This window comes from Clostridium sp. AM22-11AC (genome assembly GCF_003473545.1).
In the GTDB taxonomy this organism is placed as follows: domain Bacteria; phylum Bacillota; class Clostridia; order Lachnospirales; family Lachnospiraceae; genus Enterocloster.
Window position 1 is genome coordinate 1 of the sequence record NZ_QUCM01000042.1, and the last position, 7,725, is coordinate 7,725.

At 42.4% G+C, this 7,725-nt stretch carries 10 protein-coding genes and 2 tRNA genes; 4 read left to right on the plus strand and 8 right to left on the minus strand.

Features of this window, described 5'->3' with window-relative positions; all coding sequences use genetic code 11:
* Positions 1-5: 5 nt before the first annotated feature.
* From DW251_RS17400 to DW251_RS17435, 7 genes are all read right to left on the minus strand, one after another.
* Entirely contained in the window at positions 6-626 is a 621-nt protein-coding gene (locus DW251_RS17400) for a GNAT family N-acetyltransferase (RefSeq protein WP_118301880.1), read from the minus strand.
* A gap of 190 nt (positions 627-816) precedes the next feature.
* Positions 817-887, minus strand: a tRNA-Lys gene (locus tag DW251_RS17405).
* A gap of 447 nt (positions 888-1,334) precedes the next feature.
* Positions 1,335-2,036: a hypothetical protein gene (locus DW251_RS17415; RefSeq protein ID WP_118301882.1), complete on the minus strand. Its 702-nt coding sequence runs from the start codon at positions 2,034-2,036 to the stop codon at positions 1,335-1,337.
* A 19-nt stretch (positions 2,037-2,055) separates the two neighbouring features.
* Complete coding sequence (locus DW251_RS17420) at positions 2,056-2,550, minus strand: hypothetical protein (protein WP_118301883.1); 495 nt, start codon at positions 2,548-2,550, stop codon at positions 2,056-2,058.
* Positions 2,547-3,347 carry a tRNA(His) guanylyltransferase Thg1 family protein gene (locus tag DW251_RS17425; RefSeq protein ID WP_118301884.1) on the minus strand — a complete coding sequence of 267 codons (801 nt, stop codon included), beginning with the start codon at positions 3,345-3,347 and terminating at the stop codon, positions 2,547-2,549. Before DW251_RS17425 ends, DW251_RS17420 begins: the two co-directional genes overlap by 4 nt.
* A 31-nt stretch (positions 3,348-3,378) precedes the next feature.
* Positions 3,379-3,449, minus strand: a tRNA-Gly gene (locus DW251_RS17430).
* Positions 3,450-3,585: 136 nt separating this feature from the next.
* Positions 3,586-3,774: a hypothetical protein gene (locus DW251_RS17435; protein ID WP_118301885.1), complete on the minus strand. Its 189-nt coding sequence runs from the start codon at positions 3,772-3,774 to the stop codon at positions 3,586-3,588.
* A gap of 227 nt (positions 3,775-4,001) precedes the next feature.
* Here DW251_RS17435 and DW251_RS17440 point away from each other — a divergent pair, with 227 nt between their 5' ends.
* The 4 genes from DW251_RS17440 to DW251_RS17455 all read left to right on the plus strand — a co-directional run bounded on the left by DW251_RS17440 (position 4,002) and on the right by DW251_RS17455 (position 6,285).
* Positions 4,002-4,418: a hypothetical protein gene (locus DW251_RS17440; RefSeq protein WP_118301886.1), complete on the plus strand. Its 417-nt coding sequence runs from the start codon at positions 4,002-4,004 to the stop codon at positions 4,416-4,418.
* Positions 4,412-4,750, plus strand: a complete 339-nt coding sequence (tnpB, locus tag DW251_RS17445; protein ID WP_118301887.1) for an IS66 family insertion sequence element accessory protein TnpB — start codon at positions 4,412-4,414, stop codon at positions 4,748-4,750. Before DW251_RS17440 ends, tnpB begins: the two co-directional genes overlap by 7 nt.
* Positions 4,751-5,038: 288 nt before the next feature.
* The gene (locus DW251_RS17450) at positions 5,039-5,380 is read left to right on the plus strand and encodes a transposase (RefSeq protein ID WP_243035038.1); all 342 of its coding nucleotides are present in this window, start codon (positions 5,039-5,041) and stop codon (positions 5,378-5,380) included.
* The gene (locus tag DW251_RS17455; protein ID WP_118301889.1) at positions 5,377-6,285 is read left to right on the plus strand and encodes an IS3 family transposase; all 909 of its coding nucleotides are present in this window, start codon (positions 5,377-5,379) and stop codon (positions 6,283-6,285) included. Before DW251_RS17450 ends, DW251_RS17455 begins: the two co-directional genes overlap by 4 nt.
* A 66-nt stretch (positions 6,286-6,351) precedes the next feature.
* Here DW251_RS17455 and istA read toward each other — a convergent pair whose 3' ends face one another.
* Positions 6,352-7,278 carry an IS21 family transposase gene (istA, locus tag DW251_RS17460; RefSeq protein ID WP_347474693.1) on the minus strand — a complete coding sequence of 309 codons (927 nt, stop codon included), beginning with the start codon at positions 7,276-7,278 and terminating at the stop codon, positions 6,352-6,354.
* Positions 7,279-7,725: the final 447 nt, after the last annotated feature.

A 7,725-nucleotide genomic window follows, 5' to 3' on the forward strand; every position in this document is an offset into this window, starting at 1 on the left:
AATTTTCAAGGTTCAACACACCACATCGGTGTGGGAAGTTTTAGTAATTTATACTCAGATATAAGTTCTAAACAGGACTCTTCGTCCTCAAAATCCACAAACTCACTCATTATCGTTGCCGGACTTTCATCTGACTTTATAAAAGCAAGTTTTTCCAAAACCCTGATCGCTGGAAAATTTCTCGATAATGTTTTCGCATATACTTCATCCGGTGTGACCTTACACCCATCTCCATCTATCTCTATGTTTTCAGCAAATAACAGCTCTATCAATTTCTTTGCTGCCTCTGCACAATATCCTTTATTCCTGTATTTCCTGGACACATAAAACTCAAGTTCATATCGTTTTTCATCCCTGTTTCCCCGGATGCAACTTGTATGAAATCCCGCATATCCAATAAATTTTTCAGGATCCTCCTTTGGAAACAAAGAATAATAACAGCGATTTCCATGCGTAACCTCAAAATAATCCAGAAAATCATCCCGATACTTCTCAGAATACTCCACTCCTGTAAAGATCCGGAAGTCTCCCTCTTCTTCCAGCATCATCAAAAACTTCCAACCATCTCTGTCCTGGTCACTATGGCGCAATATCAATCTTTCTGTACTTATTTCTCCTACCCTCATCTTTTCCTCCGAAAAATAATGCCTGCATATCAGCCAGGCGGATCACCTGAAGCCAGTTTAGTCCTGCTTAAACCGTTCCCCTGGTTTTTTACCATATTTCACACAAAAATATATAAATAATAAACAAACGATAAAACCAGAAAAGATCCACAACAAACGAATGATCACACAAAAGAAACAAACCATATTTTTTCCATAACAGGGATCGAACCTGTTCAACATGATTAAGAGTCATGTGCTCAACCATCGAGCTCTATGGAGAAGATATCAGTGTCCCAAACACTGCCTTCATACGGCTGCATTTACCCCTGCAGCTAAGGGGGACTAAAGTTTCAGATTTTCGATATACAGGCATATTCTATTTTTCTTCTATGAATTTTTAATAATGCCTGCATGGCAGCCCGGAGGATACCTGGAGCCAACTCAACCGCACTCAAAACCTTATTTCCGGGTTTTTTACCAATACTTACGAAAAACATTGTAAAGTAAAACCAGATAACACAACCAGAAATCTTATTTGACAAAACATCTATCATAAAAAAGAAATCAGACTCTTATGATTATACAGGAATCGAACCTGCTCCCTACGGTCCATACGCCGTATGTTCAACCGTCGAACTCATAATCAGGATTTCCAATCCTTTTTTTGCTACGTTTACCCCGTAGCGGGTGGCTGAGGTTTCAGTTTTCGCCATGCAGGCATATATTTTAGAAGTTTACCTGGATCGTAGTCGTTGCATTAGAGATCTTGACTGCTGTATCCAGTTCCTTATACAGATCCTCCCGCTCCTCTTTCAAAGACTGTAATTTATCAGCCAGGCTTAAAGGATCCACAAGCTTGTAGCTGTTTTTCTTCAGATATTCATCCACAACAGCTATGGAAGCGGAGTCTTTCTTTGCCTTATCTCCGCCTAAAATGCTGTTACGCATTCCTTCGGCAGAAGCTTCCAGCGCCGTCTGAGCATTCTTAAGCTTTGCCATAATGTCGATCATCTGCTTCTGCATTACACCGATCATTTCAGACTCAAAGTCCTTCTTCAAGTCAAGATTTTTATCCAGAAGAAGAGCTGCTTTATTAATATCCCTGCCACTGGATAACTTCAATCTCTGCTTTAATGCAATGGCTGCTGCCACTGTATAGTTACCATATTTCGTCTTTACGACGGTTGTAGCATTACTGGCTATGATCGCAGCATCAAGCTCATCATAGTTCCTGATCAGATCTTTGATACTCTGGAACTCATCTTTTACCTTATCGCAGAACGCCTTCTCCTCCATAAGTGTTTCTGCGGTTCTCTCCTCACACTGCTTCTTGTAATCAAGAAAAGTGATCTTACCTATTTTTCCAATAATCCTGGACCTGAGTAAATCTCTTTCATCAAGAGCATGGATCATTAATAATTCTCTCATTTCTGTTCCTCCTGTATTTTTATTTCATATAATCTTCATACTTAATTTCATAGTTTTGTCTTGCTTCCTCAAGAGTCATTAATGGTTTCATATTTTGAAGAAGCTGCAAAGAAAGATACATATAATCCTTGACACGTCTTTCACTTGGCAGCAGTCCTTCTCCCCATTGATTGTCCTCTCCAAAGCCTTCATAAATACCCATCAATGTATCACATCCGCAGCAGCTCCCGTATTTTACATAGCAAAAGACACAATCTACCACTGTCGGCTCATCATAATATTCATTTTTTCGAGGGATCAACCAGATATAATCTCCCTGGTAATAATCCGTCAGGTCCCTCTCAATGATCCGTGTTTCATCCAGGATTTCTTCCGGATCATTGATAATGACTTTTATGATTGTCTTCAACATATCTGTGTAGTTCTGCCCATACTGTTCCTGGGTATGTGTTTCAAAGTACTTCTTCAGTTTGTCTCTGTTTCTGAACCAGGCATCCACATACTCCTTGATCATCTCGCTGCCTCCATTCCTTCTCCTACAAAGATGAGTTTCTCTATGTATTCTCTCCCTTCTCCCTTAAAGATGGGGATTTCCCTATCAATCATCCAGTTAGGTCTTCCGGCTTCTTCATTTTCCTTACGGATACAGCAGCTTCCTCTCTTTAAGTGCGTCGGAAAATCATTCCAGTTAATATTTTTCTCCTGCATCAGCATATCCTGGATCTGACTGCAAGATTTACCGTAGATCTGCTTGTGTGAAAAATTTGACTGGCCTACCATTTGTATGGAGTTCCTGGTCGCATCCAGCTGCCTCCAGTACAGTAAATTGGCAGCTTCTTCTTTGGGAATGTTAAAACAGCGGGCATCGAACATAGCCCCTCTCTGTTCTGCTTTTTCCAGTGCAAAACGGTATTTTTCATCTTCTGTCTGTGAATTTTCTACATTTTCACGGAAGAACTTATTGAATGCCATCGTAGCCATACTTGCTGCTATGGAACACATTTTCTGGACTTCATAGTCAAAAAATGCAGCTGAACTGAATTTCTTGTAGTCTATAAGCAACAATGTGATCTCGTCCGACTGGCAGTATCCCATTACTGTCCCCTGCACATTCTCACACAGGTACTGCATGGTCTGCTGCATGGTCTTTATTAAAATCTCATCAAAAGGCCTCTGCATTCCACGTGTGAATGTATGGAATGACTTCCCATCCACTCTGATGGCAACCGGCGTCCTCCGCATTAACTTTGTCTTTGGTATCTCCTCATAGAACTCCTTCATCCGAGCTCCAAGTTCATCCTGTAATGGCATTTCATTTCCTCCGTTCTTATATAATTTTCAGGGCAGGTAGTGGGAATCGAACCCACCTCCTCAGCTTGGAAGGCTGATATTCTACCGATGAACTATACCTGCGTGTTTGGTTTGATCTGGAACAATGCATTTTGTTCTTTACGTTTTCTATTATAAAGCATGAAAACCAAATTCCCTTTCCAGAAAAATTTTCTGGAAGGATACTCTGATTAAAGCTACATCTGGTACAACTAAACTTTTACTGTAAATCCTGAATGTACCGCATCAAATCATCATACTGTGTTGCTGCCATCTCCCCAGCATCATAAAGTTCCTGAATATGATCAGCGATATCATCAATATCTGTATTATCATCTCCATTAATGATATCTATAATCTTGTGCTTTAAATCCTTATATTCCATGCAATAAATGTGGTTATCGTACATGATAAAGCCCTCCTCATATGATTAAGTATTTTTACTGCTCTTTTGGTAGTATAGCATATTATTAAGGACACTATTTTCCAGAAAAATTTTCTGGAAAAATCGTAAGCGCATAAATTCTGGGTAGCTTTTCACCTGCCGCTTTATAGTCCATAATGATGATAGTAAATAGATTTTTACTATACTCCGTTGATAGGAGATAGAAATTCACTACATATGGAGGTTTCATTATGGCTGACAAACGTGCCCCAGGGCGTTCCCTGGATGAGTGGATGGATCTGATAACCGAATGCAGACAAAGCGGTCTGACGGATGCTGCATGGTGCAATGAACATGGGATTTCTCCCAGCTGTTTTTACAATGCGGTTACCCGTCTTCGTAAAAAGGCCTGCCAGATACCTGACCCAGCTGGAAAAGCCAGCACTCTGGATCTTACATCCCATAAACAGGATGTGGTCCAGATCGCCATAGAGCCGGAGACTTCTCCGGCAGAACTGCTTCCGAATGCGAGAAACAGATCCATGTACCTTGACAATTCACATACGATTGAAATCGAAGCAAAAGGTCTGCTGGTACGCATGAGCAACGATGTACAGCCTGTTCTTTTGAAGCTTCTGTTAGATGCATTAAAGGAGCCGTTATGTTAGCGGATATTTCCAGTGTTGATGCGATCTATATCGTCTGTGGAAGGACAGACATGCGCAAATCCATTGATGGATTGTGTGCCATTATCCAGGATCAGTTTTCCATGGAAATTGACCATGCACTTTTCCTTTTCTGCGGCCGTAAATGTGACCGAATCAAAGCTATTTTGAAAGAACCGGATGGCATTGTCATGATCTACAAACGACTGACTGCCCAGGGCTCCTACCGATGGCCAAGAGACAGATCTGAGGTCCGCAATCTTACTTGGCGTGAGTTCTACTGGCTGATGTCAGGCATTGATATTGAACAGCCTAAAGCCATAAAGACCACATGATTTTCGCGGAAAAAGATGCATAAAAAAGGCCTTACATTCCCGGTATTTTCGGCATTTTCAGGTGCTGAAAAACCGCCAGGGATTTCGCTTTTAAGATAAAAAGTTCCCCGTTTTGTCAGGAATTCATCTGGCAAAGCGGGGAATTCTCATATTGAATTAAAAGTTACTGTTTTTTCTGTATAAGCAATCAAAAAGGACACCTTTCATTGTGATGGTGTATAAATAAAGTTGACAGCCTATTCTCAGGGATTTCATAGTATAATCAAGAGAATGAGGAGGTGCCCAACTATGGCACGAAGTCAACGTAAATACGATCACGAGTACAAAGTGCAGGCAGTTAAGCTTGCAAAAGAAATCGGTGGTGCGAAAGCCGCTAAAGAATTAGGAATTCCTGAAGGAACTATCCATACCTGGCTTAAAGCCGTAAGAACCGGGCAACTGGATATTGGAGAGGGTTCCCATACCCCTGAATCTGCCATGAGCCTTGCCGAGGAGCTAACCATGCTTCGAAAACGCGTGAACGATCAGGATAAAGAAATTCGCCGTCTGAAAGAAGAAAACGATTTTCTGGAAGAAGCCAGCGCTTTTTTCGCAGCGAGCCGTCGGAAGTCTCTAAGAGCGAAAGAATGAAATTTATTGCGATTAAGACTGACGATGGCACCGTCAAGGGAAAACTGGCTTTTTACTGTCGTATGCTACATGTGAGCCGTCAGGGATTTTATAAATATTTGTCCGTAAAAGACCGTCCATGGAAATATCAGACGCTTGCAGATACCATGCTTGAAATCCATGCTGAGGACATCTGCAACGACACCTATGGACGTGTACGTATGTTCCAGGCATTAACGCTTAAACAGCCTGATGGCATTCCTATCCCCAGTGAGCGTACCGTTTACAGAGTCATGGAAAAAATCGGCCTCAGTCATCGTCCTAAGCGTAATCCGAAAGGAATTACGAAAGCCGACCGTGAGGCTCGTAAATCGGATGATCTTCTTAAGAGAAATTTCACATCAGAAAAGCTTCTTGAAAAATGCGTGACAGATATCACTGAAATCAAAGCAAAAGATGGAAAACTCTATGTTTCAGCAATCTTCGATTGTTTTGATTCAGCAGTACTGGGACTGGCAATGGAAACCACGATGAAGGCAACGCTTTGCCAGCATACGGTGGAAAATGCTTTTATCGCATATCCTGAAATTCGAGGTGCAGTGCTTCACTCCGATCGTGGTACCCAGTACACCAGTGAACTTTATCGCCGCACCCTGAAGAAATATGAAATCACCCAAAGTATGAACAGTGCTGGTGGACGATGCCATGACAACGCTCGTTGTGAAAGCATGTGGGCGCGTCTAAAGACAGAATTATTGTATGACCGATACAACAGTGAAAAACGGACTGTATCCGAACTGAAGTCTCTAATCTGGAGATACTTTATCAGTTATTGGAACAATCGGAGGATTTGCACCACCAACGGTGGTCTTCCTCCCCTGATCAAGCGACAGAGATACTATGATTCTCTACGTATAGCAGCATAGTCCTTGACGTCCTTGAGAAAAATGTGTCAACCAATCTTGACAACATCAATCTTATGCCATGGTCCCCTAAACTGCCAATATCCTGCCGTAAGATAAAACAGAACATTTGGAGCCGCCTCTTTGAGGCGGCTGATTTTGGTGGCAGGTGCATGGTTTACCATTTACGAACTGTTCGTTCCGTAGCGAGGCGGTAATCCATGTGGAAATGTTGCCTACACTGCCCTCGGCATTAGGCTTATCCTTTGGAGATCGGACGCGTGCCGGAATAATGGCGGTGCCATAGTGTTCTGCCATTTCCTGATATACGGCATTGATCCGTGGATCATTCCAGCTTTTATTATTATAATCCACAGCAGTGCGACAGTTGTCCGGTACGAGGATCTTTGCAACACCGCCAAAGTACTCATACATGTGAACGTGTGCTGCAATCCATGACGCCTGTTTTTGATCCATAAAGGCTTCCACGTATGGATACTGACTGTAGGTCATAACACCCACGAAAATCTGAGCATCCAGAATTTCGCCGGTATCTGGGTCGATGATGTGCGCCGGATCACCTGCCCAGTCGACCTCGACCTGTTCTGCGGGCCTGCGATTGATATGCATGGTAGCGCGGCGCTTCTGCTCATCCTGCTGGATGTAGTAGCAGAACTGAGAGTACATAAGTGGTTCTTCTTTGGAGAGACGGCATTCTTCAAGATACTCTGTCCAAAGGAGCTTCTTATTCACTCCGTTCCGAAGAAGCTCTTTGCGGACATGCTCGAAATCGGGCATCCGCTTTGAAGTAGCTGGCTTTGCCTTCACTTCAGGGAAAAGCAACTTGCCTAAGACTGGATCGCTAAGTTTAGGATCCAGAGGCCAGACAAGATTTTGCTCTCTGGCTGCCTTCAGCACCTTGTTGACAGTTGTCTTGGATGCATTGCAGCTAAGGGCAATGTTGGTTTGACTGAGATTCAATCCGGCAAGCCGGATGATCTCACGATACTTGGTCATAAATGGTGACCTCCTTCGTAATGAATTTACGCCGCAAAGCGTATGAATTCATTATAAAGGAAACGGTACCCTCTGACCGGAACCTCGGTATCCGATTCCCGGAATCGCGGTATCGTTGAAAATGGAACTGCGGTACTGCATCACCGGAATGGCGGTTCAGAATCGCCCGGAATACTCATTCATAGGCTGGGTCAAGTAACTTAATAAATTCGTCCATATAAATATCCCTCTTGGTAAATATGTTTTTAATGTATTATATAACTTTAACACATCAATTTCAACCAAGTGCGGAAAGATCCATTTATGCGCTTACGAAAAATCCGACAAAAATATTAAAATAAAATAATACGTTTTAGGGATTTGTCAAAAGAATTATATAAAAAGGCAATGAACAGTAAATGGTAAACCATGCACCTGCCACCAAAACTAGCCGCCCCTTTGAGGCGG